The sequence below is a fragment of the Castellaniella defragrans genome, from assembly GCF_014203015.1.
GTDB lineage: Bacteria > Pseudomonadota > Gammaproteobacteria > Burkholderiales > Burkholderiaceae_B > Castellaniella > Castellaniella defragrans.
This window is the reverse complement of the sequence record NZ_JACHIB010000002.1, coordinates 187,957-213,495: the sequence shown is the minus strand read 5'-3', so window position 1 is coordinate 213,495 and position 25,539 is coordinate 187,957. Positions and strand designations below refer to the sequence as shown.

Here is a 25,539-nt window from a genome sequence, read left to right as displayed (position 1 = left end):
TGTGCAACTTTCATTAGGGTAAGCCAGTGTTTCGTCATGGTTTTCCCTAGATTGCCTTACATATATAAACAAAAATTTCTTTTGTTAAAGGTTAAGTAGCGCCAAATTTGGGGACAGTTAAGGCTATACTCCTACCGTTCATGTCAAATGTGCATGGAAATGTATTTTTGATGTCTGGATTTAATTGTTGTGACGCGTCATTTGTGACAATTGATTCAGGTGCGGGCGGCGCCATCGGCCTGCCTGTGATGAAGCCGGCGCCCGCTTGCGGGCTCCGGTAATAGCCAAAAAGGGATCCCATGTCCACTTTCGATTCCACGCTGTTGAACGACGTCCGCGAAGTCAATCTGTCCTATCTGATGCTGGCCCAGCGGCTACTGCGTGAAAATCTGGCCGCCGGCATGTTCCGACTGGGCTTCGACGCCGACGTCGCGGAAATCATCCTCAATCTGTCGCCGGCCCAGATCGTCCGGCTGGCCAGTTCCAATTCCGTGCTGTGCGCCTTCCGCCTGAACGACGCCCAGCTGCTCAACTCCCTCACCCACGAAGTCCTGGGCGGGGTGCTGCAGCAGGCGCATTCCACCATCCTGATGGCGCGGCAGGAAACCGTGTCCGCCTAGGATCCGGTCAGCGTGTACGGGTCCTAGCATGTCCACCAGCAAGAGCGTTTCCCGAGAAGCCGACGACATCCTGCTCGCCACGGACATGATCCGTCTGGGCGCCCGCCTGCAGGTGCTGCAGGCCGAGACGTCCCTCAGCTACGACCGGCTGGCGCGCCTGTACCGCGAGGTCAAGGGCGCTTCGCCGCCCAAGGGCATGCTGCCGTTTTCGGTGGACTGGTTCATGACCTGGCTGCCGAACATCCATTCCAGCCTGTTCTACAACATCTACCGCTATATGGACACCTTCACCCCGGCGAAGAAATCGCAGGCGCTGGTGGAGGCCTACCGTCTTTATCTGGAGCAGTCCTCGGTGGGGCTGCAGCCCGGCGAGGACGCCGACGAGCCCGTCCTCAGCTTCACGCGCGCCTGGATGCTGGTGCGCTTCTTCGAAAGCGGACTGGTGCAGCTCTCCGGCTGCCAGCAATGCCAGGGCCTGTTCGTCGCCCACGCGCACGATCCCGAGTCAGGATTCGTCTGCGCCATCTGCAAGCCGCCGCCCCGGGCGGGCAAGACCCGCGCGCGCCGCCGGTCGACGGCGCGCATGCCAGCCTGATCCCGTGGCCCCGTCCCGCGGCCTGATTCGGGATTTGTGGACAAAAAGACCTGTTTAACCATGCTTTTGAATGCAGGAAAACAGGGGATGATGGCGGTATTCTGACTCTCGAGGCGCGTGCACGTGTTTATCATCCTGGGGTACCTGATCGTAGGGGTGGGGGTCTTCGCCAGTTTCATCGCCATGGGCGGCCACATGGGCGCCCTGTACCAGCCCTTCGAATTCACGCTCATCGGCGGTGCGGCGCTGGGCGCCTACATCGCCGCCAGCAACGGTGCCTCGGTCAAGCTGCTGATCGAAGCCATCCCCAAGGCCATCAAGCGCAACCCCTACGGCAAGCCGCTCTACATGGAGCTGCTGGCCCTGCTGTACACCCTGCTGAACAAGGCCCGGCGCGACGGGCTGATGTCCATCGAATCCGACATCGAGGATCCCAAGGCCAGCGCCATCTTCACCCAGTATCCCCAGGTCCAGAAGGACGCCAAGCTGATGGAGTTCCTGACCGACTACCTGCGCATCATGATCAGCGGCAACATGAATTCCTTCGAGATCGAAACGCTGATGGACCAGGAGATCGAGGCGCTGCACAACGAGCACCACACTCCCGTCAACGCCGTGCGCGCCGTGGCCGACGGGCTGCCCGCCTTCGGCATCGTGGCCGCCGTGCTGGGGGTGGTCAAGGCCCTGGCGGCGGTCGACCAGCCGCCGGCCGTCCTGGCCGACCTGATTTCCAAGGCCATGGTGGGCACCTTCCTGGGCATCCTGCTGTCCTATGGCTTCTGTGCGCCGTTCGCTTCGGCGGTCGAGCGCCAGTCGGTGGCTTCGATCAAGGTGCTCGAATGCATCAAGGTCACCCTGCTGGCCAGCATGAACGGCTATCCGCCGCCGCTGGCCGTCGAATTCGGCCGCAAGGTCCTGTTCTCCTCCGTCCGTCCCACGTTCTCCGAGCTCGAGGCTCACGTGCGGCAGACGAAGGGCCAGGCGGCGAGCCGCTGACGCGAGGGACGGGGGGCCATGGCCAAACACGACACCGGCCGCATCGTCGTTCGCCGCAAGCGGGCGTACGGCGAGTCCCATCACGGGGGCAGCTGGAAGATCGCCTACGCGGACTTCATGACCGCGATGATGGCGTTCTTCCTCGTGATGTGGCTGCTGCTGCTGGTGCCGAAAAAAGACCTCCAGTCCATCGCCGAGTACTTCCGCATGCCGCTGATGACGGCGATCACGGGCGGCGAGAAAATGGATTCCAGCAAATCCAAGATTCCCGGCGGCGATCCCAGCGTGATCCCCAACCAGCATCCCCTGCCTCCGGCCAGCAGCCTCCGGAACAGCGCCGAAGGCGATCTCGACCTGGACGAGGACCAGGCCGACCAGGAAAGCCTGGAAAACCTGAAGCAGAAGCTCGACAACCTGATCGAGCACAATCCCGTGCTGCGGCAGTTCCGGCCCCAGTTGCTGCTGGACATGACGCCCGACGGCCTGCGGATCCAGATCCTGGACCAGCAGAACCGGCCCATGTTCACCACCGGCAGCGCGGTGGTGCAGACCTACATGCGCGACATCCTGCGCGAGCTCGCCCCGCTGATCAGCGAACTGCCGAACTCGATCACGATCTCCGGCCACACCGACGCGCTGCGCTACGCCTCCGGCGACCGCAACTACAGCAACTGGGAACTGTCGGCCGACCGCGCCAACGCGGCGCGCCGCGAGCTGGTCGCGGGCGGCCTGGTCGAAAACAAGATCAAGCGCATCCTGGGGCTGGGCGACACCGTCGACCTGATCAAGGACGACCCCATGGCGGCGGTCAACCGCCGCATCAGCATCCTGGTGCTGAACCGCCGCGCGGAACGGCGCATCGACGAGCAGAACGCCATCGGCGAGGACGGCGCCAGGATCCGCGAACGGCTGGAAATGCTGCGGCATCCCGGCGCCGTTCCGGGCGCCGCCGGGGCGGGGAACGGCGCCGCGCCACCGGCGCCTCCCGCGCCGGCCGCCGCACCGGCGCCCGCAGTGACCGCACCGGCCGAGATTTCCGCGCCGGCGCCCGCCGTTTCCGCGCCGGCCGCGGGTGCCGCCCCGGGGCCGGGCGCCGCGACCGTATCCCCCCCAGCGGGGCAATCCACAGGTGCGCCGGCGGTTCCCCCGGCCGGCGCGTCCGGTAATCAAGGGTGAGGATGGATCATGAGTGCAGGCGTGGACCTGAGTGAGTTTTTCGACACGTTCTTCGACGAGGCCGACGAACTGCTGACCAATATGGAGCAGCAGCTGCTGAACCTCGACCTGGAGCAGCCGGACCCGGACGTGCTCAACGGCATCTTCCGGGCCGCGCATTCCATCAAGGGCGGGGCGGGCACCTTCGGTTGTTTCGAGGAGCTCGCCAAGACCACCCATTTGCTGGAAAACCTTCTCGACCTGATTCGCCATGGGGAAATGACCCTGCGTCAGGATATGATCGACCTCTTTCTGGAGACCAAGGACGTGTTGACCGACCAAGTCGCCGCCTACCGCGGCTCGGGGAAGCCCGATCAGCAAGTCTATGAGCGCATCTGCGCTCAACTGCGCCAACTCGCCCTGGAACAGCAGGAGCAGGGGCAGGGCGGGGCGCCCGCCGCGGCCCCTGCGGCTGCGGCTCCCGCGGCGCCCGCCGCTGCGGCGGCTCCCGCGGCCCCGGCCGCGCCGGCGCCCCAGGCCGCCGCGCCCGCACCCTCGGGCGATCTGCCGGTGCGCGTGCGGATCAGCCGCATCCAGGACAAGGACGTCGAGCCCCTGGTCAACGAGATGGCCCTCATGGGCCAGATCCTGCACCGCGAGCAGAGCGGCAGCGACCTGTCGCTGTGGCTGCAGACCAACACCCCGGCCGCCGACCTCGAAGCCGTCTGCTGCTTCATCGTGAACGCCGACCAGGTCTCCGTCGCGCGCGAGGCCGTGCCGGGCGCCGAGCCCGCCGCCGCTGCGCCGGCGCCCGCAGCACCGGCAGCCGCCCCCGCCGCACCCGCGCCAGCACCTGTCCCCGCCGCGGCTGCTCCCGCGCCGGCCGCAGCGCCCGCGGCGCAGCCCGCTCCCGCGCCGGCCGCGCCCGCCGCGGAGGCCACGGCGTCCGACGCAGCGGAATCGTCCGGATCGCGCGATGCCGCCGATTCCGGCAAGTCCGGCGCCAAGGCCGCCAAGCCCAAGGAAAGCGGCACCATCCGCGTGGGCGTGGAAAAGGTCGACCAGATCATCAACCTGGTGGGCGAGCTGGTCATCACCCAGGCCATGCTGCTGCAGACCTCCCAGACGCTGGACCCGGTGCTGCACGACCGCCTGCTCAACGGCATCGAGCAGCTGGAACGCAACGCGCGCGACCTCCAGGAGGCCGTGATGTCCATCCGCATGATGCCCATGGACTACGTCTTCAGCCGCTTCCCGCGCGTGGTGCGGGAAAACGCCACCAAGCTGGGCAAGCGCATCCGGCTGGTCACCAAGGGCCAGGCCACCGAGCTCGACAAGAGCCTGATCGAGCGCATCATCGATCCGCTCACCCACCTGGTGCGCAACAGCCTGGACCACGGCCTGGAAACGCCGGACGCCCGCATCGCGCAGGGCAAGGATCCGGAAGGCACGCTGATCCTGTCGGCCCAGCACAACGGCGGCCAGATCATCATCGACGTGATCGACGACGGCGCCGGCCTGAACCGCGAGCGGATCCTGAAAAAGGCGATCTCCTCCGGCTTCCCCGTGTCCGAGGCGACGCCCGACGACGAACTCTGGCAGCTGATCTTCGCGCCGGGCTTCTCCACGGCGGAAAAAGTCACGGACATTTCCGGCCGCGGGGTTGGCATGGATGTGGTGCGGCGCAATATCCAGAGCATGGGCGGCCACGTGCAGCTCGCCTCGCGCAAGGGCGAGGGCACCACCACCCGCATCGTCCTGCCGCTGACGCTGGCCATCCTGGACGGCATGTCGGTCAAGGTCGGCGAGGAAACCTTCATCCTTCCGCTGTCCCACGTCACCGAGTCCATGCAGGCCACGCAGGACCAGATCCACCGCATTTCCGAGACCGAGCAGGTCCTGCACGTGCGCGGCGAATACCTGCCCATCGTCGCGCTGCACGAAGTCTTCAACGTGGCGAATGCCGAAACCGACCTGACGCGGGCCATCGCCGTGATCCTGCAGGCCGAGGACCAGCGCTTCGCCCTGATGGTGGACCACCTGATCGGCCAGCATCAGGTCGTGGTCAAGAATCTGGAAACCAACTATCGCAAGGTGCCGGGCATCTCGGCCGCCACGATCCTGGGCGACGGCAGCGTGGCCCTGATCGTCGATGTGTTCGCCCTGCGACGCACCACCTCGTTGCGGGCCGGCGCGGCCGCCTGACCCCCACCCATTCGGAGCCATCATGAATCAAGCCACCCCCACCAAGCAGGCGCAGGGAGAAACCCAGGGCAAGGAATTCCTGATCTTCACCCTGGCCAACCAGGAATACGGGATCGACATCCTCAAGGTGCAGGAGATCCGCGGCTACGACAGCCAGACCGTCACGCGCATCGCCAACGTGCCGTCCTTCGTCAAGGGCGTCACCAACCTGCGCGGCGTGATCGTGCCCATCGTCGATCTGCGCCTGAAATTCAACATGGACAACGTGGAATACACCTCCCAGACCGTGGTGGTGATTCTCAACGTCCGGTCCCGCATCGTGGGCGTGGTGGTCGACGGCGTGTCCGACGTGCTGATCCTGCAGACTTCGCAGATCAGCGCGGCGCCGCAGTTCGGCTCCGCCTTTTCTACCGAGCACCTGACGGGCATCGGCACCGTGGGCGACCGCATGCTGATCCTGGTGGACATCGAAAAGCTCATGACCAGCGAGGAAATGGCGCTGGTCGAGGACGCGGTCGCCTGATCACCGGGCGGCTTTCCTTGTTTCGACCCCCGACGGGTTTCATTCATTGGGTTTGACCACATGCAATCAGGCGGAAGATCGCTCATCGGCGCGCTCAAAGTCCGCACCAGCCTCGTTCTGGTGCTCGTTTTTTTCTTCATCATGCTCATTTCGGGGGCGCTGCTGGGCGTGCTGTCCCTGAAGATGAACAATGACGCCCTGCGGGAAATCGCCGCCGACGACGAGGCCGTCCGCCTGCTGGACGAGTCCGTCGGCCGCTACCGCGAAGTGCAGGTGCTGATGGGGCGCACCCTGGGCAGCATCGTCGTCAACAGCGACCTGGCCAACAGCGCCATTCTTTCCGCCTGGGCCGGCGAGGGCCAGGCGGGCGGCTCCAGCGCGCTCAGCGATGGCTCGCGGGCCCTGATCGCCCTGGCCGAGACCCGCCTGGGGCAGGCGCGCGTGGCGTTCGACCGGTTCCGCAGCGCCGCCCAGGCGCAGATGACCGGCAGCGAGCAGGCGGGCCACGTCGAACGGATCAGCCAGACCTACGCCCACCTGCTCGACAAGGTGCTGCCGCCCGTGCTGGCGCAGCTCAAGGCCGGCCAGATCGAGGAATACGAGAACCTCCAGTCCAAGACCGTCGAGCCGGCCGAGCGCGACTTCGTGCAGGCCGCCCAGGCGCTCAAGGACCTGCAGCAGGAACTGACCGCGCAGGCGATCGGGGAAGAGGCCGCGCACCTGCGCCTGGTGGTCCTCATCGTGGGCGTTTCCATGCTCGTGGCGCTGCTGTTCGCCGTGGCCGCCTACCTGTTCCTGCAGCGCGTGGTGCTGCGGCCGCTGCGCGTGGCCGGCCAGCACTTCGACCGGATCGCCGCGGGCGACCTCACCGAGCCCATCCACGTGCCCTCGCGCAACGAGATCGGCGTGCTCTACCTGGCGATGCAGCGCATGCAGGAAAGCCTGGTGCGCATGGTGTCCTCGGTGCGCAGCGGCGTGGGCGAGATCCGCCTGGGCGCCCAGGAAATCTTCGCCGGCAATACCGACCTCAGCAGCCGCACCGAGCAGCAGGCGGCCTCGCTGCAGCAGACCGCCGCCAGCATGGAGCAGCTCGCCAGCACCGTGCGCCAGAATTCCGACAACGCCGCCCAGGCCGACCAGCTCGCCAAGACCGCGGCGGACGTGGCCCAGCGCGGCGGGGCCGCCGTCACCAGCGTGGCCGAGACCATGGCCGGCATCACCCAGAGCTCGGGCAAGATCGGCGAGATCGTCAGCGTGATCGACGGCATCGCCTTCCAGACCAACATCCTCGCCCTGAACGCGGCGGTCGAGGCCGCCCGCGCCGGCGAGCAGGGCAAGGGCTTCGCCGTGGTGGCCGGCGAGGTCCGCTCGCTCGCCCAGCGCAGCGCCCAGGCCGCCAAGGAAATCAAGGGCCTGATCGACGATTCCGTGGTGCGGGTGCGCGAAGGCTCGGAGCGCGTCCAGGACGCCGGCCGCATCATGAGCGAGATCGTCCGCTCGGTGCAGGGCGTCACGGCCATCATGAACGAGATCTCCTCGGCCTCGCGCGAGCAGGCCGACGGCATCAGCCAGATCAACGCGGCCGTCAACGACATGGACCATGTCGTGCAGCAGAACGCCGCCCTGGTCCAGGAGGCGGCCAGCGCCGCCGGCTCCCTGCAGGACCAGGCCGAGCAGCTCGGCATGGCCGTCGCCGCCTTCCGCCTCCAGGAAGGCGGGCAGGTGGTCGAGGTGCAGGGCGGGCAACTGGGCTATACTCCGCGCGCCGGACGCCCGGCCTTGGCGCTGGGACAGGCCTGATTCCGGATTTCCCGCCCCGACATCGACATGATCCACGACGCGCCTTCCGCTTCCTATTTTTCGCAGCCCGCCCTTCCCAGGGCCGACGGGGCGGACCTGGCGCGGGCGGTGCAGGTGCTGCACCGGCGGGCGGGGATCATCCTGGGCGACCACAAGAAGGACATGGCCGCCCGCACCCTGGGCCTGCGCGCCCACCACGCCGGCGCGGCCACGGTGCGCGGCTACCTGGACTTCCTGGAACAGAACCCGCAGGCCGACGAGTGGGACCGCTTCATCAGCGCCTTCACGATCAACCACACGGCCTTCTTCCGCGAGCAGCACCATTTCCGCATCCTGGCCGATTTCGTGCGCACCCGCCGCAAGCCGATTTCCGTCTGGTGCTGCGCCTCGTCCACCGGCGAGGAGCCCTACACCCTGGCGATGACGCTGCACGATGCCTGTGGCCAGTCGGAAGCCGGCCTGTCGGTGCTGGCGACGGACATCGACACCCAGGCCCTGGCCCAGGCGCGCAAGGGCGTCTATACCCTGGACCGCATCAAGCCGGTGCCGCAGGAATTCCTGCGGCGCTACTTCCTGCGCGGGGCGGGGCGCCAGGCGGGCATGGCCATGGTCAAGCCCGTGATCCGCAACATGGTCACCTTCGAGGAACTGAACCTGGTCGCGCCCAGCTGGCCGATCAACCAGAAGTTCGATGCGATCTTCTGCCGCAACACCATGATCTATTTCGACAAGCCGACCCAGACCCGGATTCTGGAGCGCTTCGTCCCCCTGCTCAAGCCGGGCGGCCTGATGTTCGCGGGCCACTCGGAAAACTTCACCTACCTGACCAAATCCCTGCGCCTTCAGGGGCAGACGGTCTACGCCGTCGCCTGATCCGGGGGAGTCCTGCTGAAAAATGGCCGTCAACAAGAAAATCCGCGTGCTGTGCGTCGACGATTCCGCCCTGGTGCGCAGTCTGATGACGGAAATCATCAATGCCCACCCCGACCTGGAGGTCGTCGCCACCGCGCCCGATCCCCTGATCGCGCGCGAGCTCATCAAGCAGCACAATCCCGACGTGCTGACCCTGGACGTCGAGATGCCGCGCATGGACGGCCTGGACTTCCTGGAGCGGCTCATGCGCCTGCGGCCCATGCCGGTGGTGATGGTGTCCTCGCTGACCGAGCGCAATTCCGAAGTCACCATCCGGGCGCTGGAGCTGGGCGCGGTCGATTTCGTCACCAAGCCCAAGCTCGGCCTGCGCGACGGCCTGCTGGACTACGGCGACATGATCGCCGACAAGATCCGCGCCGCCGCCCATGCCCGGCTGCGCCCGCGCACGGCCCAGCCGGGCGGCGAGGCGCCGCGGCAGCGCCTGTCGGGCAATTTCTCCACCACCGAAAAGCTCGTCATGATCGGTTCGTCCACGGGCGGCACCGAGGCCATCCGCCACGTGCTCGAACCCCTGCCGGCCAACAGCCCGGCGATCATGATCACGCAGCACATGCCGGCCGGCTTCACCAAGTCCTTCGTGCAGCGCCTGGACGGCCTATGCGCCGTGCAGGTCCACGAGGCCGAGGACGGCCAGCGCGTGCTGCCCGGCCACGTCTACCTCGCGCCGGGCGGCGTGGCCCACATGAAGCTCGCCCGCTCGGGGGCCAATTACGTGGTCAAGCTGGAATACAGCGAGCCCGTCAACCGCCATCGGCCGTCCGTGGACGTGCTGTTCCAGTCGGCCGCCCAGGTGGCCGGCAAGAACGCCATCGGCGTCATCCTGACCGGCATGGGCAAGGACGGCGCCCAGGGGCTGCTGGCGATGCGCCAGGCGGGCGCGCGCACCTTCGCCCAGGACGAGGCGAGCTGCGTCGTCTTCGGCATGCCGCGCGAGGCGCTGCTGATCGGCGCCGCCGAGGAGGCCGTCCCGCTGGACGAACTCAGCGAACGTATCCTGAAAAGCGCCGGCTCCTTCGGGCACCGCGTTTGACGGACTTGAACAGTGGCATCGGGTACCCGAATACCCTGCTTTTTTTATTGATTGGAGAGTGATCCGTGGTACAGAAAACGATGAAAATCCTGGTCGTCGACGACTTTCCCACCATGCGCCGGATCGTCAAGAACCTGCTCAAGGACCTGGGGTTCGAGAACGTCGACGAGGCCGAGGACGGCGCCCAGGCGCTGGAAAAATTGCGCAACGGCGGCTTCGAGTTCGTGGTGTCGGACTGGAACATGCCCAACATGGACGGTCTGACCATGCTGCAGAACATCCGCGCCGATCCCAATCTGGCCAGCCTGCCCGTGCTGATGGTCACGGCCGAGGCCAAGAAGGAAAACATCATCGCGGCGGCCCAGGCCGGTGCCAACGGCTACGTGGTCAAGCCCTTCACGGCTGCGACCCTGGAAGAAAAGCTGAACAAGATATTTGAAAAACTCTGATCGGAGGCGCATCATGACGACGGATCAATCTTCCGGTCAACGGGATTTCGCGGAACCTTCCATGGACCTGATCCAGCGCATCGCGCAGCTCACCCGCACGCTGCGCGTGAGCATGCGCGAGCTGGGCCTGGACCAGGCCATCAAGGACGCCGCCCACGCCATTCCCGACGCGCGCGACCGGCTGCACTACGTGGCCCAGATGACCGAGCAGGCCGCCAACCGGGTGCTCAACGCCGCCGAGCAGATCCAGCCCTGGCAGGAAGCGATGCAGCGCGACGCCAAGGCCCTGGACGCCCGCTGGCAGGACTGGTTCGACCACCCGGTCGAGCTGGACCAGGCGCGCTCGCTGGTGGACGACACCCGGGCCTTCCTGAAGGACGTCCCCGAGAAGACCCAGGCTTCGCAGAACAACGTGATGGAAATCATCATGGCCCAGGACTTCCAGGACCTGACCGGCCAGGTGATCATGAAGATGCTGGGCGTGATCGGCGCCATCGAGACCGAGCTGGTCCAGGTGCTGATCGACAACGTGCCCCAGGAAAAGCGCGAGGAGACCAAGACGCTGCTCAACGGCCCGGTGGTCAACGCCGCGGGCAAGAGCGACGTGGTCACCAACCAGGATCAGGTCGACGACCTCCTGGCCAGCCTTGGATTCTGAACACGCGGCGACGGTCCTCCGCGGACTGTCGCCCCCCGCCTGGGGTTTTCCCTGGACAATGTGACATCGGGGAGAAATGTAAGTCCCGTGTAAGGTCTGAAACTCAATATGAGCCGATCCGGAGGGAGCGGCGAGGCTCCGGGGTTCACGGCCGGCATCGGCCTTCTTCACACGGAGGCAACATGTCCACTGCACGCGGAAGATACCTGGGGCTGGGGCGCCTGATCCGGCAATTGCGCCACGGTCGGGCCACCCTGAACGACCGGGCCTGGACCCTCAGCCCCCTCGCCCTGCCGGTCGGGCGCTTCCTGGGGGCCCTGCGCGAGCGCTTCGTGGTCATGCGCCAGTCCAGCATCCGCATCGCCATCAACGCCGCCCGCCTGCAGGCGCACACCGAGGCCTGCGAGACCATGGCCGACGAACAGGCCCGCGAGGCCGAGAGCCTGTCGGCCCAGGGCACCCAGATCGCCAGCCTCTCGCAGCAGACCAACGACATCGTGGCGGGCGCCGCCGGCGTGTTCCGCCAGCAGCTCGGCGGCCTGCGCTCCACCCAGGAACAGCTGGCCGACCTGCACCGCCGGGTGGCCCGGGTCACGACCCAGATGCAGTCCTTCGCCGAGGTCATCGCCCAGCTCAGCCACCGGGCGCGCTCGGTCGAGGACACCAGCCGCCTGATCAAGGACATCGCCCTCCAGACCCACCTGCTGGCCCTGAACGCGGGGGTCGAGGCCGCCCGCGCCGGCGAGGCCGGCCGGGGCTTCGCCGTGGTCGCCAGCGAGGTCGGCAAGCTGGCCGAGCGCGTCAACGCGGCCACCGGCGACATCGTCCAGCACACCGGCGAAATCCTCGGCCTGGTGTCCGACACCGAACAGCAGAGCCAGTCCATCCATGCCGACATGCGCGCTTCCGACCGCCTGGTGGACGAGTTCGCCGGGCAGTTCGACGCCCTGGTGCGCGAACTGGGCGGCGTCGGCGCCCAGCTCGACGGCGTGGCCGACCACGTCGCCCAGGTCAACCAGACCAACCAGGACATGAGCCGCTCCATCGGCCGCATCGCCGACCACAGCGCCATCCTGCGCCAGCGCATGCAGTCCATGCGCGAGCAGGTGCATGGCGTGCGCACCCAGACCGAGAGCCTGCAGGAAATGCTGGCGGCCTGGCGCACCGGCGCCACCCCCTTCGACGACCTGGCGGCCCGCCTCGGCCAGCTGCGCGACCGCTGCGCCGCGCTGCTGCGCCAGGCCCGCGCCGACGGCCTGGACGTCTTCGACAAGGCCTACCGCCAGATCCCCGGCAGCCGGCCGCCGCGCTACCACGTGGCCTACGACCAGGCCATCGACCAGACCCTGCAGGGCATCCTGGACGGGGTGCTGGAGCAGGTGCCGCACGGCTACTACGCGATCCTGGTGGACATGAACGGCTATGCGCCCACGCACAACCGCCGCTATTCCCGCCCGCCCACCGGCGACGTCGCGCACGACACCCTGCACTCGCGCGACAAGCGCCTGTTCGACGACCAGATCAGCCGCGGCGCGATCGGCAACCGGGGCGGGGTGCTGTGCCAGACCTACATGCGCGACACCGGGGAAATCATCACCGACGTCTCCCTGCCCCTGGACCTGGACGGCGCGCGCTGGGGGGCCGTGCGCATCGGCCTGGATTACCTGCAGTTCGAGCAGGCCCTGTCCCCGGCGGCCGCCCCCGCCGCCGCCGCCCGGCTTGCAAGCCCTTGAATTGCCGCGCCTAATGCGCTTTTATCCGTGCTTCGCCCCGGCTGCCTGGACACTACAATCCAGGCTGTCCGTATTGTCGTCGGCTGAGCATGGCCCAGGATAGCGATCTCGAAAAAACAGAACCAGCGACTCCCCGGCGCCTCCAGAAGGCGCGCGAGGAAGGCCAGGTTGCGCGCTCGCGCGAGCTGGGCACCTTCCTGGCCCTGATCTGCGGCATCGGCGCCCTGTGGCTCGGCGGCGATGCGATCTTCCGCACGCTGCGCGGCATCCTGCTCAACGGCCTGTGGTTCGACACCCGGATCGCGCGCGATCCCCAGGTCATGCTCAACGTGGCCGGCGACTCCGCCTGGCACGGGCTGATGATCGTGCTGCCGTTCATGGCCCTGCTGCTGGTGGTCGGCATCTTTTCCTCGGTGGCGCTGGGCGGCTTCCTGCTGTCGGGCAAGGCCCTGGAGCCCAAATTCGAGCGGCTCAACCCGCTGGCGGGGATCAAGCGCCTGTTCGCCGCGCAGACCCTCATCGAGCTGGTCAAGACGCTGGCCAAGGCGGGGCTGGTCGGCTTCGTCGGCGTCAAGGTCATCTGGGCCTACCGCGACGACATGCTGGCCCTCTCGCGCATGGCGCCCACCGAGGCCCTGGCGCGCGGGCTGGACCTGACCGCCCTGTGCTGCCTGCTGATCGCCTCGTCGCTCATCATCATCGTCCTGATCGACGTGCCCTGGCAGATCTGGAACCATGCCAAGCAGCTGCGCATGTCCAAGGACGATGTCAAGCAGGAGCACAAGGACAGCGACGGCGATCCCCACGTGAAGGGCCGCATCCGCTCGCAGCAGCGCGCCATGGCGCGGCGGCGCATGATGAGCGCCGTGCCCGAGGCCGACGTGGTCGTCACCAACCCGACCCATTACGCCGTGGCCCTGCGCTACCGCGAAGGGCAGGGCGGGGCGCCCGTGGTCGTGGCCAAGGGCACCCGCCTGATCGCCGCGCAGATCCGCGAGATCGCCGACCGGCACGGCGTCGCCCTGCTGGAGGCCCCGCCGCTGGCGCGCGCCCTGTATCATCACGTCGAACTCGACCGGGAAATCCCCGTCGCCCTGTACGCCACTGTGGCCGAAGTGCTGGCCTGGGTCTATCAGGTGCGCAACTGGCAGCACGGCTCGGGTACACTGCCGCAGGCGCCGCGGGACCTGCGCGTGCCGCCCGAACTCGATCCGCAACACGGCCCTGAACCGGTGCCAGTCCCCGCCTCATGAACAGCTTCCTGGATTTTCTCAAGACCCAAGGCTCCGGGCATGCCCGCCTGTTGGCGGGGCCCGTGCTGATCCTCATGGTGCTCGCCATGATGATCCTGCCGCTGCCGCCCTTCATCCTGGACCTGCTGTTCACCTTCAACATTTCCCTCTCGGTGATGATCCTGCTGGTGGCCATGTTCACGCGCAAGCCGCTGGACTTCGCCGCCTTTCCCTCGGTGCTGCTGTTCGCCACGCTGCTGCGCCTGTCGCTGAACGTCGCCTCCACCCGGGTGGTGCTGCTCAACGGCCACAAGGGCCCGGATGCCGCCGGGCAGGTGATCGAGGCCTTCGGCCACTTCCTGGTGGGCGGCAACTTCGCCGTCGGCATCATCGTGTTCATCATCCTGGTGATCATCAATTTCACCGTCATCACCAAGGGCGCGGGCCGCATCGCCGAAGTCGGCGCGCGCTTCACCCTGGACGCCATGCCCGGCAAGCAGATGGCCATCGACGCCGACCTGAACGCCGGCCTGATCGGCGAGGACGAGGCCCGCAAGCGCCGCGCCGAGGTCTCCCAGGAGGCCGAGTTCTACGGCGCCATGGACGGCGCCAGCAAGTTCGTGCGCGGCGACGCCGTGGCCGGCCTGCTGATCATGGTGATCAACATCATCGGCGGCCTGATCGTCGGCATGGTCCAGCACGGCCTGTCGGCCTCCGACGCGGGCACCGTCTACACCCTGCTCACCATCGGCGACGGCCTGGTGGCGCAGATCCCGGCGCTGGTGATCTCCACCGCGGCCGGCGTGGTGGTCTCGCGCGTGGCCGACGACCGGGACGTGGGCCAGCAGATGATCGGCCAGCTGTTCTCCAATCCCAACGTGATGTTCATCACTTCCGGGATCCTGACGCTGATGGGCCTGATCCCCAACATGCCGCACGTCGCCTTCCTGCTGCTGGCGGCCATCATCGGCGGCAGCGGCTGGCTGCTGCTGCAGCGCCAGCAGCGCGACCTCCAGGCGGCCGCCGCCGATCCGGGCCACGAGCAGGCGGCCGCCGTGGCCGCCGCCGCCGAGGCGAGCTGGGACGACGTGGCCCCCGTCGATCCGCTCGGGCTGGAAGTCGGCTACCGCCTGATCTCGCTGGTGGACCACCAGCAGAACGGCGAGCTGCTGCACCGCATCCGCAGCCTGCGCAAGAAATTCGCCCAGGAAATGGGCTTCCTGCCGCCGGTCGTGCACATCCGCGACAACCTCGAAATCAAGCCCACGGACTACCGCATCCTGCTGTTCGGCGTGGAGATCGGCCGCGGCGTGGCCCAGACCGGGCAGTGGCTGGCCATCGACCCGGGCGGGGTGACGGGCCCGGTCCAGGGCACGCCCACCAAGGACCCGGCCTTCGGCCTGCCGGCGTTCTGGATCGACCCGGCCTTGCGCGAACAGGCGCAGATCGCGGGCTACACCGTGGTCGATACCGCCACGGTGGTCGCCACCCACCTGAACCACCTGATGCACCGCTACGGCTCGCGCCTGCTGGGCCGCCAGGAAACCCAGCAGCTGCTCGACCACGTCGCCCGCGACGTGCCCAAGCTGGTCGAGGACCTGGTGCCCAAGACCCTTTCCCTGCCGCAGCTGCAGAACCTGCTGCGCAGCCTGCTCGACGAGGACGTCCCCATCCGCGACATGCGCAGCATCCTCGAGACCATCACGGAATACGCCCCGCGCCTGGCCGCCCTCAATCCGGCCGGCACCGGGCCGAATCCCGACGAACTGCTGGCGCAGGTCCGGGTCGCCCTGGGCCGGGCCATCGTCCAGCACTGGTTCGCGAGCGAGACCGAACTGCGCGTCATCGGCCTGGACGCCCGCCTGGAGCGCGTGCTGACGCAGGCCCTGGGCAGCAGCGGCGCCCTGGAGCCCGGCCTGGCGGAAAACCTGCTGGGCGACGTCGAGCGCATCGTCCAGGGACAGGAGGACCGGGGCGACGCCCCCGTGCTGGTGGTGCCGCCGGTGCTGCGCGCTTCGCTGTCGCGCTTCCTGCGCCATCACCTGCCGCACATGGCGGTGCTCTCCAGCGCCGAGATCCCTGAAGAGCGTATCATTCGGGTCACTGCAGTCGTCGGCGGGAGTCCTGCGTGAACATCAGTCGTTTCTTCGGTGCCACCAACCGCGAGGTCCTGCGCCAGGTGCGCCTCGCGCTGGGGCCCGATGCCCTGATCATCTCCAACAAGCGGGTCAACGGCGGGGTGGAGATCCTCGCCACCGACCAGACGTCCCTGCCGGACGCCGGTCCGTCCGCCGCCCCCGCCCGCCCGGCGGCGCCCGCGGCGCCCCGGCCCGCCGCCGCGCCCCCGTCCCCGGCGCCGCATGCCGCCGCGGGGCCTGCGCCCGGCATGCCGGGCGCGGACCTGATGGGCGCCATCGGCGAGCTCAAGGGCTCCCTGGAAACCCGCATCGACGAACTGCTGTGGGGCAGCCAGCTGCGCCGCTCGCCGCAGGCGGTCACGCTGTTCCAGAACCTGCTGCGCTTCGGCTTCAGCACGGCCCTGCTGCGGGCCATGCTCAAGCACATGCCGGAACAGGCCGGCGCCCGGGCCGCCTTCCAGTGGGCGCGCAACGAACTGGTCCGCCATCTGCCGGTGCTGGAAGCCGAGGACGCCCTCTGGCAGCCCGGTCTGGCGCTGGCGCTGGTCGGCCCCACCGGGGTGGGCAAGACCACCACGGTGGCCAAACTCGCCGCCCGCTGCGTGCGCCGCAGCGGGCCCGGCAGCCTGGTGCTGCTGACGACCGACACCTACCGGATCGGCGCCCACGAGCAGCTGAAAATCTACGGCCAGATGCTGCGCGTGCCGGTGCACGTCGTGCAGGACATCCACGAAATGCGCCGCATCGTGCAGACGGTGCGCCCGGACCAGACCCTGCTGATCGACAATGTCGGCATCAGCCAGCGCGACCGCTACATCCACGAGCAGGCCGCCCTGCTGGCGGGCGCCGGCCGCAGGATCGAGCGCCTGCTGGTGCTCAACGCCGTCAGCCATGGCGACACCCTGGACGAGGTCGCCCGGTCCTATGCCGGCGACGGCGGCACGCCGCTGCGCGGCTGCATCGTCTCCAAGATCGACGAAGCCTCGCGCCTGGGCGCGGCGCTGGACACCGCGATCCGCTACAAGCTGCCGATCCATTACGTATCCAACGGCCAGAAGGTCCCGGAAAACCTGCTGTTCCTGCCGGCAGCCGAGCTGGTGGACCGGGCGCTCGCGCCGATCCAGGCCAACCGCGCCCTGTACGCGCCGTCCGAGGCCGACCTGGCGGCACTGCTGTCCATGACGCAGCCGGCCGACAGCCCCGATGCCGCCGCCGAACGCCGCCGCCAGCAGATCCTGCTGCCGCAGCTGCTGACCGGCTCGGCGAGCGGCGATGCGCTGGGCATGGACCAGCTGCGGGCCGCCGTGACCCTGCAGGACGAGGATCCGGTGCTGTCCGAAGCCTACGACCTGTGGCGCAGCCGGGCGGCGGGCGGCCTGCCGCCGGCCGCCGAGGCCATCGAGCATCTGCGCCGGGTCGCCCACGGCGGCCTGGACGAAACCCAGCCGGCCCTGGTCGTGCATGCGCGCCAGTCCCTGGACTGGCAGGGCCGGCGCGGCGCCTGGTCGGGGGCCGCCTGGTTCGACGGCCAGGGCCGGCCGCTGGCCGCGGCCACCCAGCAGATCGGCCTGGCGGACGGCTGGCATACGCCGCAGGGGGCCTGGTTCCTCCCGTCGGACCGTCTCCAGGCGAAAGGTGTCCTCCCGGGGGGCGGCAGGCCGGAAGCGCAGCGCGGCGGGCGGATTCCGGCGCCTTCGGCCGCCGATGCGCTGCTGGCGCAGATCGAAACCGAAACCGAGGATGCGCCCTCTGCGGTCCTGCACGTGTTCGACGGCGGCAGCCAGGCCCTGCTGCGCGCCTTGAGCGCCCGCGAGCGCCGCTGGCTGGCCGCCTGCAGCCCGCGCGCCCGGGTCTTCCTCGACGACGAGCCCGGTGTCCTGTCGGCCGCCGTCCAGTCCCTGATGTATCAGCCGCTGGATGCGCAGACGTTCTGGCCCCTGCTGTCGGCGGCGGGCCTGGAAGACGCCCGGCCGGCCTGGTGGGCCGCGCTGGGCGAGGCCGAACTGCGCGTCCGCGGCGAGCCCGCGCTGCCGGTGCGGGTCTTCAGCCTGCGGGCGGTGGATCCCCGGGATGGGCGCCTGCTGAAAGTCTGGCACGCCGTGGCCGGGATGGCGGTGGACCCCGATCCGGGCCGGATCGCCCGCGCCCTGATCCTGCGCCAGGAATGCCAGGCAGCCTGGCGGCAGGCCGCGCCGCTGCTGGCCGAAGCCGGCCGCGAACCGCTGGTGGACCGGGCCGTGTTCGTCGCCCAGATGGGGCTGGCGGCCTGGCGTCTGGCCCAGGATCCGGCCCTGGCGCCGGCGGCCCGGGTCGCCGCCCGCATGCTGGGCGCCGACCGGCTCGCGCCGCGCCATGCCCACGCCGGGCTGCTCAAGCTGTATGCGCTGAAAGAACTGCTGGCGGACTGAGGGCCCCCACGCTGCACAGCCTGCGGCTGCTTGCTGCCCCCCGAGGGGGCGCTTTTCGCCTTGGGGCGGCCCGACGGCGAAAAGAGGGCCCCCCACGCTGCGCAGCCTGCGGCTTCTTGCTGCTTCCCGATGGGGCGCTTTTCGCCTTGGGGCGGCCCGGCGGCGAAACTAACGGCGGGGCAGGCGCCCGCGGGCGTCGTACAGGTCCTGGTTGACCAGGGAATGCAGGGTGTCCAGCGCGCGCTGGTTGTGTTCCATGAAGGTGCGCAGGAGCTGGCCGTTGTCCTGGTTCAGGCGGCTGGCCCGGTCGGCGCGCTCGAACAGCGCGTCGAAGGCTGGGCGCAGTTCGGGGTGGACGGCGCAGACGGCGTCGATGCCGCCGGCGTCGTCCGCCTGGTCCAGTTCGCCCAGCAGCCGGGCGCGTTCCCCGTCCAGCCGGCCCAGGCGTTCGGCGTAGTCGTTCTTGCGCTGGGCCAGTTCGGCCAGGGCGAGGTTCGTGGGGGTGTCCAGCAAGGTGGCGGATTCTGCTTCCAGCGTCTGGATGAATTCGTCCAGCAGGCCCGACTGGGCCTGGACGCATTGCAGCAGGTCGTCCGCCAGGCTCATTTGAGGAGGTCGCGGACGCTGGCCAGCAGGCCGTCGGCGATCCGGCTGGGGTCGATCTTCAGTTCGCCGGAGGCCAGCGCGTCGCGGATCTGCTGGACGCGCTCGGCCTGGACGTCGGCGTCGCTGTCGTTCAGGGCGGCCAGATGGCGGGCGGCCGGACTGAGATCGACCGCCGTGCGGCTACCGGCAGCCGCGCTCGGCGCGGCAGGGGAGGCCGTGTCGTTGCGCGTTCCCCCGGCCACCCCGTTCAGCAGGGGGTTGGACGAAGTGGAATTGATTTTCAAGACTCGTCTCCGGGTTGGGTGGGAAGGATCATTGGTGCATCCCTCGTAACGGCGGGCCGGGCGGATTCTTTAGGGTTCCCCGTCGCTACATCATAACCTGGACCGTGTGGGCGTCGATCACCGTGCCGGTGATGATCTGTCCCCCCGGGGTGCGGACCTGGATCCGGGCGCCGGGGCCGCCCGATTCCAGCGCCTGGCCCTCGCCGGTGGCGACGAAGCCGACGCCGCGCGCGATGGTGCGGACTTGCTGGCCGCGTTCGATGGCGTTCGGGTCGCGCAGGGCGCCCGATTCGATCGGCCCGCCGGCCCGGATGCGGCGCGTGGCGATCCAGCCCACGATGTGGGCCGGATCGCCGATCAGCCGGCGGTTGCGCAGCAGGTCGCCTTCGCGAGTGTCCAGGTCGTCCAGGCTCAGGACCTCGTCGCGCCGGATCAGGCGGTTGGCGACGAAATAGGTGCCCAGGATCTGGACGCTGGCCTGCACGTAGATCGTCCAGGGCTGCGGTGCCAGGCAGCGCACCCCGACGGGCGTGCGCGGCTGCAGGCCCGAGCCGGACAGGAAGGCCTCCATCCGCTCGCAGGCCGGCTGGTTCACGATGCGGGGGGCGTCCACGTGGATGACGGCGCGGCCCGGCCAGTCCGCCGCCCGGTCCTGCAGCAGGGTCTCGACCTGGGCAACGACGGCCGCCGGGTCCTGCAGGGCGGGGCGGGCCGCCTGGGCGTGCGCCGGCCCCGGCAGCACGGCGGCCAGCAGCAGGGACGGCAGGAATCGGGATGCGCGCATCGCCCCATTGTAGTGTCTCGCCGGCGGGTTCGAACCCGCAGCGCCGGGCTTCGGGGGCCGCGGGCCGCCCGGGGCCGCCGTGCGCAGGCCGGTGTCCGGCCCGCATCGGACGAATAGGGCTTCAATCCCCGCCTTGTTTTGGCGTTTATCCCCCTGACGGGGACCGTACTATGATGGCGTGCGAGAAAACCGCGAATGGTCGGGGGATCATTTGGTGCACGGTGGCGGCGCACACTGCTCATCCGTTTCAGTGTAAAGCCATGATCGATCGAATCGGCAAGGACTTCGAGTTCTACCAGAAAGCCCTGGCCCTGCGTCAGCAACGCCAGGAAATCCTGGCGTCCAACATCGCCAACGCCGACACGCCCAACTACAAGGCGCGCGACGTCGATTTCAACGCCACCCTGCGCGACGCGATGGGCGAGGGAGGCCTGCCGCGCCTGCCGGACACGTCCCTGACGCTGACCTCGGCGCGCCACATCCCGGCCAGCGCCCACACCAGCGGCCCCGCCGAAGAACTCTACCGCGTGCCCACCCAGCCCAGCCTGGACGGCAACACGGTCGAGATGGACGTCGAGCGCGTGCAGTTCGCGGACAACACCCTGCGCTACCAGACCGACCTGCAGGTGCTGAACGGGCGCATCAAATCCCTGCTGGCCGCGATCCAGCAATAACCGGCCGCGCCACGGAAACCGCCATGTCCACCTTCAGCATCTTCCAGATCGCCGGTTCGGCGCTGTCGGCCCAATCCCAGCGCATGAACGTGTCGGCCAGCAACATCGCCAACGCCGACAGCGCCGCGGGCCCCGACGGCCAGCCCTACCGGGCCCGCCAGGTCGTGTTCCAGATGACGCCCTCGGCCCGCTCCGAGGCCGTCGGCGGCGTGCAGGTCGCCTCGGTCCTCGAAAGCAACGCGCCCCCGCGCATCCAGTACGATCCCGGCAACCCCCTGGCGGACGCCAAGGGCTACGTCACCCTGCCCAACGTCGATGTCGTCGCCGAGACCGTCAACATGATTTCCGCTTCGCGTTCCTACCAGGCCAACGTGGAAGTCATCAACACGGCCAAATCGCTGATGGCCAAGACCCTCACCCTGGGTCAATAAGGAGTCCCGCCATGACCACCGTCAACGATGTCTACGGCACGAGCACCGCTTCCACGCTGGCCAATGCGCAGTCCAGCAGCCTGCTGGGCGACACCCAGGACCGCTTCCTGACCCTGCTGGTCACGCAGCTGCAGAACCAGGACCCCCTGAATCCCATGGACAACGCCGAGGTCACCACGCAGATCGCGCAGCTGTCCATGGTCAACGGCATCCAGAGCCTGAACAACACCCTGCTGGCCCTCTCGGGCCAGATGGACATGTCGCAGTCGCTGCAGGCCGCCGGCCTGATCGGCAAGGACATCCTGTATCCGGGCGAGAAGATCTCCCTGGGCAGCGATCCGGACACGGGCGCCAAGATCGCCACGCCTTTCGGCATCGACCTGATGTCCGGCGCCGCCAAGACCACGGTCTCCATCCTGGACGCCACCGGCAAGGCCGTGCGCATCTACGAATTCGGTGCGCAGGACGCCGGCATCTATCCCCTGAGCTGGGACGGCCTGGACGCCGCGGGCGTCGCCGTGCCGGACGGCGCCTACACCGTCCAGGTGGCGGCGTCCGACGCCAACGGCCAGCCGGTCTCGGCCGAGGCGCTCACCTCCGGCCACATCGGCAGCGTCGCCTACACCGCCGAGGGCCTGCGGCTGAATCTGGCCCTGGGCGAAAAGATTTCCCTGCTGGACGTCCGGCAGGTCATGTAATCCGGACGGCGGCCGCACGGCGCCGCCGTTTCCACGAATCAACGCACTACGCACTGAAAGAGGTCAACCATGGGTTTCGGACAAGGTCTCAGCGGCTTGAACACCGCCTCGCAGGATCTGGACGTCATCGGCAACAACATCTCCAACGCCAAGACGGTCGGCTTCAAGGCAGCGTCCACCGCCTTCGCCGATATCTATGCCAGTTCGCGCGTCGGCCTGGGGGTCCAGATGGCCGGGGTCACGCAGCGCTTCACGACGGGGGTCCTGTCCGTTTCGGGCAACGAGCTCGACATCGCCATCGACGGCACCCGCGGGCTGTTCGTCATCACGTCCCCGACGGACGGCACCACGTTCTACACCCGCAACGGGCAGTTCACGCGCGACAAGGAAAACCGCATCGTCAATGCCCAGGGCAACCAGCTGATGGGGTTCAACGTCGACAACAGCGTGACGCCGCCGCGCCCGATCATGGGCGGCGGCCTGGTCGGCCTGACCGTGCCGGTGGGCAACATCGAGCCCAAGTTCACGGAAACCGTCAAGAACAAGCTCAACCTCGATGCGGATGCGGACATCCTCTCCCCGGTTCCCGCCCCCGACCTGACCGATCCCACCACCTTTTCCACCTCGACGCCGGTCACGGTGTACGACTCCCTGGGCAAGGCGCACCGGGTCGATCAGGTGTACCAGCGCACCGGGACGAATGCCTGGACCGTCACTTATCAATATACCGATCCGGCGACGGGCACGACCAGCAATGTCGGCTCGGCCAACCTGACTTTCGACACGGCGGGCCGGCTGGTGACGACGCCGGCGGCACCCACCGGGACGATCGCCTTGCCGGCGGCGGGCGGTGCCGCGGCGCTCAACGTCACCGTCAGCTACGACGATTCGACGCAATTCTCCGGCGGCTATACCACCAATTTCGTGCAGGACGGCTATGCCTCGGGCGAATTCGCCAGCCTGTCGATCGGGACCGACGGCGCCGTGGTGGCCAACTACACCAATGGCGCCAAGAAGACCACCGGCTTCGTGGCCATGGCGGACTTCAACAATCTGCAGGGGCTGCAGTCGGTGGGCGGCAACGCCTGGGTCGAGACCGCCTCCTCGGGGCAGGCCATCATGGGCACGCCGGGCAGCAACGGGCTGGCGAGCGTCAAGGGGCAGGCGGTCGAGGAATCCAACGTGGACATGAGCCAGGAACTGGTCAACCTGATCATCGCCCAGCGCACCTACCAGGCCAACGCCCAGACGATCAAGACGCAGGATCAGGTGCTCCAGACCCTGATGGCCATGCGCTGACCGCGGTAGCCCGGCATGGATCGCATCCTCTACACCGCCTCCAACGGCGCGGCCCGCATCCTGGAGCAGCAGTCGGTCATCGCCAACAACATGGCCAACGTGGCCACGGCCGGCTTCCGCGAGCAGATGGCGATCTACCGCTCCGTGCCGGTGGTGCCCCAGGCGGGCGAGCTGCCCACCCGGGTCAGTACCGTGGCGTCCACCCCGGGCAGCCATTTCCGCCAGGGCACCATGGCCGAGACCGGCCATGCCCTGGACGCGGCCATCGCCGGCGACGGCTGGTTCGCCGTGCAGACCCCGCAGGGCGAGGCCTATACCCGCGCGGGCGAGTTCGCCGTCAATGACCGGAACCAGCTGGTCACGCACACCGGCCTGCCGGTGCTGTCCAACGACGGCGGCCCCATCGAGATCCCCGAGCGCGGCAGCGTGACCTTCGCCACGGACGGCCAGATCAGCGCCCTGGGCGCCGGCGACAATCCGCGCGACATCCAGCTGCTGGCGCAGCTGAAACTGGTCAATCCGCCCCAGGACCAGCTGGTGCGCGGCGACGACGGCCTGTTCCGCCTGGCGGGGGGCCAGCCCGCCCAGGCCGCCCCGGAAGTCAAGATCGCGCCGGGCTTCGTCGAGAAAAGCAACGTCAATCCGGCCGCCATGATGGTGGCCATGATTTCCAACGCCCGCCAGTTCGAGCAGCAGATGCAGGTGATCAAGAACGCCAGCACCAACGCGGAACGCGGCAATTCGATTCTTTCGGCGGCGGGCTGAGCCCGGCGCCCCCGAAACAGGACCCAGAGACATGATACGTTCCCTGTGGATCGCCAAGACCGGTCTGGAAACCCAGCAGACCAGCATGGACGTGATTTCCAACAACCTGGCCAACGTCAACACCACGGGCTTCAAGCGCAGCCGCGCCGTGTTCGAGGACCTGATGTACCAGACGATCCGCCAGCCCGGCGCCAGCGTCGGCGCGGCCAACCAGCTGCCCTCCGGCCTGCAGCTGGGCACCGGCGCGCGCACCGTGGCCACCGAGCGCATCCACACCCAGGGCAACCTGAAGGAAACCGGCAATGCGCTGGACGTGGCCGTCCAGGGCAACGGCTTCCTGCAGGTGGAACTGCCCGACGGCACCTTCGCCTACACGCGCGACGGCAGCATCCAGCGCGACCAGAACGGCATGCTGGTGACGGCAGGCGGCTATCCCATCCAGCCGGGCATCAACATCCCCGACAACGCGCTCACCATCACGATCGCGCGCGACGGCACGGTGTCCGTGACCCAGCCGGGCGCGACCGGCACCAACGTCGAGGTCGGCCAGCTGCAGCTGTCCACGTTCATCAATCCGACCGGCCTGCAGAGCCTGGGCGAGAACCTGTACGCCGAGACGGATGCCTCGGGGCCGGCCAACGTGCTGCAGCCCGGCCTGGACGGCGCGGGCGTGCTGCTGCAGAACTACGTCGAAACGTCCAACGTCAACGTGGCCGAGGAACTGGTGAACATGATCACCACCCAGCGTGCCTTCGAGATGAACAGCAAGGCAGTGCAGACGTCCGACCAGATGCTCGCCCGCCTGACCCAGATGTAACCAGGATGTCCATGAAGGGATTGCGGGGTGCGGCGGGCGCGTGTGCGGCAGTGCTGGCGCTGGTCTTGTCCGGGTGCGCGCTGGTGCCGCCCGAGCCGATCGTCACGGGGCCGCTGACCGCGCCGCCCCCGCCGCCGGCGGCGCCCGCGGCGGAAGCCAACGGCTCCATCTACCAGCCCACCGCCTACGGCAACTATCCCCTGTTCGAGGACCGCCGGCCGCGCAACGTGGGCGACATCGTCACGATCGTGATCCAGGAAAAGACCAATGCCGCCAAGACGGTCGGCACGTCCACCGACCGCAGCGGCAGTTCCAGCATGACCATCGGCCTGGCGCCGGCGATCCTGCCCACCGACCTGGGGGCCAAGCAGAACTTCGAAACCGACAGCGGCAACAAGTCCGAGGGCAAGGGGTCCAGCAGCGCCACCAATCTGTTCACGGGCACGCTCACCACCACGGTCATCGGGGTGCTGCCCAACGGCAATCTGCAGATCGCCGGGGAAAAGCAGATCGCCATCAACCGGGGCAGCGAATACGTGCGCTTCTCGGGCGTGGTGGACCCCCGCTCGATCACCGGCAGCGGCACGGTGGCCTCGACCCAGGTGGCCGACGCCCGCATCGAATACCGCAGCAAGGGCGTGATGGACGAAGTCCAGACCATGGGCTGGCTGCAGCGCTTCTTCCTCAACATCGCTCCGTTCTGACG

Annotated in this window: 25 protein-coding genes; 22 read left to right on the top strand and 3 right to left on the bottom strand. The window is 68.3% G+C overall.

Annotated elements, in window-relative coordinates; genetic code table 11:
• The first annotated feature begins 299 nt into the window (after window positions 1-299).
• The 15 genes from flhD to flhF all read left to right on the top strand — a co-directional run bounded on the left by flhD (window position 300) and on the right by flhF (window position 18,475).
• A complete protein-coding gene (flhD, locus tag HNR28_RS02215; RefSeq protein WP_043683194.1) occupies window positions 300-620 on the top strand; it encodes a flagellar transcriptional regulator FlhD in 321 nt (106 codons plus the stop codon).
• Window positions 621-648: 28 nt separating this feature from the next.
• Window positions 649-1,215: a flagellar transcriptional regulator FlhC gene (flhC, locus tag HNR28_RS02210; RefSeq protein WP_043683192.1), complete on the top strand. Its 567-nt coding sequence runs from the start codon at window positions 649-651 to the stop codon at window positions 1,213-1,215.
• 123 nt (window positions 1,216-1,338) lie between these two features.
• Window positions 1,339-2,211, top strand: a complete 873-nt coding sequence (gene motA, locus HNR28_RS02205) for a flagellar motor stator protein MotA (RefSeq protein WP_043686993.1) — start codon at window positions 1,339-1,341, stop codon at window positions 2,209-2,211.
• Window positions 2,212-2,229: 18 nt separating this feature from the next.
• On the top strand, window positions 2,230-3,387 hold the full coding sequence (motB, locus tag HNR28_RS02200; protein ID WP_084330655.1) for a flagellar motor protein MotB: 1,158 nt from the start codon (window positions 2,230-2,232) through the stop codon (window positions 3,385-3,387).
• Between the two features lie 9 nt (window positions 3,388-3,396).
• Window positions 3,397-5,571, top strand: coding sequence for a chemotaxis protein CheA (gene cheA, locus HNR28_RS02195; protein ID WP_043683190.1), 2,175 nt, complete (start codon window positions 3,397-3,399; stop codon window positions 5,569-5,571).
• A 22-nt stretch (window positions 5,572-5,593) separates the two neighbouring features.
• Window positions 5,594-6,094 (top strand): chemotaxis protein CheW, encoded by a 501-nt coding sequence (locus HNR28_RS02190; RefSeq protein WP_043683188.1) that lies wholly within the window; start codon window positions 5,594-5,596, stop codon window positions 6,092-6,094.
• Window positions 6,095-6,154: 60 nt separating this feature from the next.
• Window positions 6,155-7,894: a methyl-accepting chemotaxis protein gene (locus HNR28_RS18650; RefSeq protein WP_043683185.1), complete on the top strand. Its 1,740-nt coding sequence runs from the start codon at window positions 6,155-6,157 to the stop codon at window positions 7,892-7,894.
• A 27-nt stretch (window positions 7,895-7,921) separates the two neighbouring features.
• Window positions 7,922-8,767 carry a CheR family methyltransferase gene (locus tag HNR28_RS02180; RefSeq protein ID WP_043683182.1) on the top strand — a complete coding sequence of 282 codons (846 nt, stop codon included), beginning with the start codon at window positions 7,922-7,924 and terminating at the stop codon, window positions 8,765-8,767.
• 22 nt (window positions 8,768-8,789) lie between these two features.
• Window positions 8,790-9,857: a protein-glutamate methylesterase/protein-glutamine glutaminase gene (locus HNR28_RS02175; protein WP_043683180.1), complete on the top strand. Its 1,068-nt coding sequence runs from the start codon at window positions 8,790-8,792 to the stop codon at window positions 9,855-9,857.
• Window positions 9,858-9,922: 65 nt separating this feature from the next.
• A complete protein-coding gene (gene cheY / locus HNR28_RS02170; protein ID WP_043683179.1) occupies window positions 9,923-10,306 on the top strand; it encodes a chemotaxis response regulator CheY in 384 nt (127 codons plus the stop codon).
• A gap of 13 nt (window positions 10,307-10,319) precedes the next feature.
• Window positions 10,320-10,964 carry a protein phosphatase CheZ gene (gene cheZ / locus HNR28_RS02165; RefSeq protein ID WP_043683177.1) on the top strand — a complete coding sequence of 215 codons (645 nt, stop codon included), beginning with the start codon at window positions 10,320-10,322 and terminating at the stop codon, window positions 10,962-10,964.
• A 182-nt stretch (window positions 10,965-11,146) separates the two neighbouring features.
• A complete protein-coding gene (locus HNR28_RS02160; RefSeq protein WP_052355814.1) occupies window positions 11,147-12,697 on the top strand; it encodes a methyl-accepting chemotaxis protein in 1,551 nt (516 codons plus the stop codon).
• Window positions 12,698-12,786: 89 nt separating this feature from the next.
• A complete protein-coding gene (flhB, locus tag HNR28_RS02155; protein WP_043683175.1) occupies window positions 12,787-13,950 on the top strand; it encodes a flagellar biosynthesis protein FlhB in 1,164 nt (387 codons plus the stop codon).
• Entirely contained in the window at window positions 13,947-16,061 is a 2,115-nt protein-coding gene (gene flhA / locus HNR28_RS02150) for a flagellar biosynthesis protein FlhA (RefSeq protein WP_043683172.1), read from the top strand. The genes flhB and flhA overlap by 4 nt, the downstream gene beginning before the upstream one ends.
• Window positions 16,058-18,475 carry a flagellar biosynthesis protein FlhF gene (gene flhF / locus HNR28_RS02145; RefSeq protein WP_184142482.1) on the top strand — a complete coding sequence of 806 codons (2,418 nt, stop codon included), beginning with the start codon at window positions 16,058-16,060 and terminating at the stop codon, window positions 18,473-18,475. Before flhA ends, flhF begins: the two co-directional genes overlap by 4 nt.
• 168 nt (window positions 18,476-18,643) lie before the next feature.
• On the opposite strand, the gene HNR28_RS02140 is transcribed toward flhF, so the two are convergent.
• The 3 genes from HNR28_RS02140 to flgA form a co-directional block, all read right to left on the bottom strand.
• The gene (locus HNR28_RS02140; RefSeq protein ID WP_043683166.1) at window positions 18,644-19,081 is read right to left on the bottom strand and encodes a flagella synthesis protein FlgN; all 438 of its coding nucleotides are present in this window, start codon (window positions 19,079-19,081) and stop codon (window positions 18,644-18,646) included.
• Entirely contained in the window at window positions 19,078-19,365 is a 288-nt protein-coding gene (gene flgM / locus HNR28_RS02135; RefSeq protein WP_043683163.1) for a flagellar biosynthesis anti-sigma factor FlgM, read from the bottom strand. The genes HNR28_RS02140 and flgM overlap by 4 nt, the downstream gene beginning before the upstream one ends.
• An 85-nt stretch (window positions 19,366-19,450) precedes the next feature.
• The gene (gene flgA / locus HNR28_RS02130; RefSeq protein WP_043683160.1) at window positions 19,451-20,149 is read right to left on the bottom strand and encodes a flagellar basal body P-ring formation chaperone FlgA; all 699 of its coding nucleotides are present in this window, start codon (window positions 20,147-20,149) and stop codon (window positions 19,451-19,453) included.
• 260 nt (window positions 20,150-20,409) lie between these two features.
• Between flgA and flgB the strand changes: the two genes are divergently transcribed.
• The 7 genes from flgB (at window position 20,410) to HNR28_RS02095 (ending at window position 25,537) form a co-directional block, all read left to right on the top strand.
• A complete protein-coding gene (flgB, locus tag HNR28_RS02125; RefSeq protein ID WP_043683156.1) occupies window positions 20,410-20,823 on the top strand; it encodes a flagellar basal body rod protein FlgB in 414 nt (137 codons plus the stop codon).
• A 23-nt stretch (window positions 20,824-20,846) separates the two neighbouring features.
• Window positions 20,847-21,254, top strand: coding sequence for a flagellar basal body rod protein FlgC (gene flgC, locus HNR28_RS02120; protein WP_043683153.1), 408 nt, complete (start codon window positions 20,847-20,849; stop codon window positions 21,252-21,254).
• Between the two features lie 11 nt (window positions 21,255-21,265).
• Complete coding sequence (locus tag HNR28_RS02115; protein WP_043683152.1) at window positions 21,266-21,952, top strand: flagellar hook capping FlgD N-terminal domain-containing protein; 687 nt, start codon at window positions 21,266-21,268, stop codon at window positions 21,950-21,952.
• A 69-nt stretch (window positions 21,953-22,021) separates the two neighbouring features.
• Window positions 22,022-23,251, top strand: coding sequence for a flagellar hook protein FlgE (gene flgE, locus HNR28_RS02110; RefSeq protein WP_043683150.1), 1,230 nt, complete (start codon window positions 22,022-22,024; stop codon window positions 23,249-23,251).
• Between the two features lie 15 nt (window positions 23,252-23,266).
• Window positions 23,267-24,016 (top strand): flagellar basal-body rod protein FlgF, encoded by a 750-nt coding sequence (gene flgF, locus HNR28_RS02105; RefSeq protein ID WP_043683148.1) that lies wholly within the window; start codon window positions 23,267-23,269, stop codon window positions 24,014-24,016.
• A gap of 31 nt (window positions 24,017-24,047) precedes the next feature.
• Window positions 24,048-24,833, top strand: a complete 786-nt coding sequence (gene flgG / locus HNR28_RS02100) for a flagellar basal-body rod protein FlgG (RefSeq protein ID WP_043683145.1) — start codon at window positions 24,048-24,050, stop codon at window positions 24,831-24,833.
• 11 nt (window positions 24,834-24,844) lie between these two features.
• Entirely contained in the window at window positions 24,845-25,537 is a 693-nt protein-coding gene (locus HNR28_RS02095) for a flagellar basal body L-ring protein FlgH (RefSeq protein ID WP_148304952.1), read from the top strand.
• Window positions 25,538-25,539: the final 2 nt, after the last annotated feature.

Excerpts from the sequence above, each read along its gene's own strand:
- flhD (WP_043683194.1), top strand. The coding sequence starts at position 300 with ATGTCCACTTTCGATTCCACGCTGTTGAACGACGTCCGCGAAGTCAAT.
- flhC (WP_043683192.1), top strand. The coding sequence starts at position 649 with ATGTCCACCAGCAAGAGCGTTTCCCGAGAAGCCGACGACATCCTGCTC.
- motB (WP_084330655.1), top strand. The coding sequence starts at position 2,230 with ATGGCCAAACACGACACCGGCCGCATCGTCGTTCGCCGCAAGCGGGCG.
- cheA (WP_043683190.1), top strand. The coding sequence starts at position 3,397 with ATGAGTGCAGGCGTGGACCTGAGTGAGTTTTTCGACACGTTCTTCGAC.
- HNR28_RS02190 (WP_043683188.1), top strand. The coding sequence starts at position 5,594 with ATGAATCAAGCCACCCCCACCAAGCAGGCGCAGGGAGAAACCCAGGGC.
- HNR28_RS18650 (WP_043683185.1), top strand. The coding sequence starts at position 6,155 with ATGCAATCAGGCGGAAGATCGCTCATCGGCGCGCTCAAAGTCCGCACC.
- HNR28_RS02180 (WP_043683182.1), top strand. The coding sequence starts at position 7,922 with ATGATCCACGACGCGCCTTCCGCTTCCTATTTTTCGCAGCCCGCCCTT.
- HNR28_RS02175 (WP_043683180.1), top strand. The coding sequence starts at position 8,790 with ATGGCCGTCAACAAGAAAATCCGCGTGCTGTGCGTCGACGATTCCGCC.
- cheZ (WP_043683177.1), top strand. The coding sequence starts at position 10,320 with ATGACGACGGATCAATCTTCCGGTCAACGGGATTTCGCGGAACCTTCC.
- HNR28_RS02160 (WP_052355814.1), top strand. The coding sequence starts at position 11,147 with ATGTCCACTGCACGCGGAAGATACCTGGGGCTGGGGCGCCTGATCCGG.
- flhB (WP_043683175.1), top strand. The coding sequence starts at position 12,787 with ATGGCCCAGGATAGCGATCTCGAAAAAACAGAACCAGCGACTCCCCGG.
- flhA (WP_043683172.1), top strand. The coding sequence starts at position 13,947 with ATGAACAGCTTCCTGGATTTTCTCAAGACCCAAGGCTCCGGGCATGCC.
- HNR28_RS02140 (WP_043683166.1), bottom strand. The coding sequence starts at position 19,081 with ATGAGCCTGGCGGACGACCTGCTGCAATGCGTCCAGGCCCAGTCGGGC.
- flgA (WP_043683160.1), bottom strand. The coding sequence starts at position 20,149 with ATGCGCGCATCCCGATTCCTGCCGTCCCTGCTGCTGGCCGCCGTGCTG.
- flgB (WP_043683156.1), top strand. The coding sequence starts at position 20,410 with ATGATCGATCGAATCGGCAAGGACTTCGAGTTCTACCAGAAAGCCCTG.
- flgC (WP_043683153.1), top strand. The coding sequence starts at position 20,847 with ATGTCCACCTTCAGCATCTTCCAGATCGCCGGTTCGGCGCTGTCGGCC.
- HNR28_RS02115 (WP_043683152.1), top strand. The coding sequence starts at position 21,266 with ATGACCACCGTCAACGATGTCTACGGCACGAGCACCGCTTCCACGCTG.
- flgE (WP_043683150.1), top strand. The coding sequence starts at position 22,022 with ATGGGTTTCGGACAAGGTCTCAGCGGCTTGAACACCGCCTCGCAGGAT.
- flgF (WP_043683148.1), top strand. The coding sequence starts at position 23,267 with ATGGATCGCATCCTCTACACCGCCTCCAACGGCGCGGCCCGCATCCTG.
- flgG (WP_043683145.1), top strand. The coding sequence starts at position 24,048 with ATGATACGTTCCCTGTGGATCGCCAAGACCGGTCTGGAAACCCAGCAG.
- HNR28_RS02095 (WP_148304952.1), top strand. The coding sequence starts at position 24,845 with ATGAAGGGATTGCGGGGTGCGGCGGGCGCGTGTGCGGCAGTGCTGGCG.